At 43.2% G+C, this 1,660-nt stretch carries 2 protein-coding genes; both read right to left on the bottom strand.

Annotated features, from left to right (window positions below):
- Positions 1-855 (bottom strand): low-specificity L-threonine aldolase (gene ltaE, locus AB4496_RS28700; protein WP_372133490.1); only part of this gene is annotated, 855 nt, incomplete at its 3' end.
- 39 nt (positions 856-894) lie between these two features.
- Positions 895-1,410, bottom strand: coding sequence for an NUDIX hydrolase (locus AB4496_RS28695; RefSeq protein ID WP_009845430.1), 516 nt, complete (start codon positions 1,408-1,410; stop codon positions 895-897).
- Between the last annotated feature and the right edge of the window lie 250 nt (positions 1,411-1,660).

The following is a 1,660-nucleotide window of genomic DNA, read 5'->3' as shown; positions in this document are numbered from 1 at the left end:
ATCTAACTTCGCAAACACAATATTAGTCTGAATGAAATCAGGGTTAACTGAGAAACCTTCTAACTTGCTTAGACCAATCGCTAGTTTTTTTGCGTTTTCATGGTCTACTTTAAGTTGAGCCACGTTCTCCGTGAGCGCCATTTTACCTGCTGCAGCAAGAATACCAGCCTGACGCATACCACCACCGACCATTTTACGCAATCGACGAGCTTTAGCGATGTACGCTTTGCTACCAAGAAGTAGAGAGCCAATCGGAGCACCCAAACCTTTTGATAAACAAATTGTCATCGAATCGAAGTGTTGTGCGATCTCTTTAATGTGAACATCTAGTGCAGCCGCCGCGTTATAGACACGCGCGCCATCTAAGTGCATTTGCAGGCCGTGTTGGTTTACGAACTCACGCGCTTCCGCTAGGTAAGAGACTGGCAGCACTTTACCATTGATTGTGTTTTCTAAACTAAGAAGCTTAGTACGAGCAAAGTGGCTGTCGTCTGGCTTAATCGCTGCAGCAAGCTTTTTAAAATCTAACGTGCCGTCAGGGTTGTTCTCGATTGGCTGAGGTTGAATCGAGCCTAATACTGCAGCGCCGCCAGCTTCGTATTTGTAGTTGTGCGCTTGTTGGCCACAAAGGTATTCGTCACCACGCTCACAGTGCGCCATTAAACCCAGTAGGTTGGCCTGTGTGCCGGAAGAAGTGAACATAGCCGCTTCAAAACCGGTTTCATTTGCAGCCCATTGTTCCAGTTCGTTGACGGTTGGGTCATCGCCATATACATCATCGCCTACTTCTGCATTTGCCATTACATCACGCATAGCTTGCGAAGGTTTAGTTACGGTGTCAGAACGAAAGTCCATGTTTCTCTCCTAGAGTACTTTAGGTAGTCATATAATTGGCTATAGATGGCCACATAGTTGGGCTTTGCTTAAACAAGCGATGGTTTTGGTATCGGTAATTTGATCGTTGCGAATTTTATGTTGCAGTTCTTCCAAGCTAAGTTCGATAACCTCTATTACTTCATCTTCATCACATTCAAAGCGGGTAGTAAGGCTTAAGTCTTTTGCGATGAACAAGTGTTGGATCTCATCACAGAAGCCAGCTAAAGGGGTAACTTGTCCCAAGCTCTGGAAATAAGTTGCACTGTAACCCGTTTCTTCTTCGAGTTCGCGTTGTGCACATTGAAGAGGTGTCTCATCAATTTCCATCGTGCCAGCAGGGAGTTCCAAAAGCCATTTTTTAAGAGAAGGACGAAACTGGTTAATGAGGATGATTTTTCCAGACGAAGTGATAGGAAGAATAACGGCCGCGCCGGGGTGGTTTATTGTTGTATGTTTTACCACGACGTTCGTAGGGAGCGTCACGTTCTCTTCTATAAGAGAAATACTTTTCCATTGATGGATAACTTTACTCATGCAATCTGGCCACTTTCCTTGCCAATTTTTCTTATAACTGAAGACGTGTACCACCATAACGTCTATGGTGTCGAAAATAAAAGAAAAATTAGGGTTAACAATAGATTTAGTTTCACACCATTCGTGATGCTACTCTCATAATTGGAATCTATGATTGCGCGAAAATTGCAGCTTAACCATCTGATATAAAGGCAACTAAATAATAAAAGATACTTGTAACAAAGTGCTAACAAATGTATAAAAACGTATC

The organism is Vibrio sp. 10N.222.46.A1 (assembly GCF_041473595.1).
Taxonomy (GTDB): domain Bacteria; phylum Pseudomonadota; class Gammaproteobacteria; order Enterobacterales; family Vibrionaceae; genus Vibrio; species Vibrio tasmaniensis_A.
Note: the sequence above shows the minus strand (reverse complement) of the source record. Positions and strands in the feature narration are given on the sequence as shown.

Coding starts and splice junctions, on each gene's coding strand:
- AB4496_RS28695 (WP_009845430.1), bottom strand. CDS start 1,410: ATGAGTAAAGTTATCCATCAATGGAAAAGTATTTCTCTTATAGAAGAG.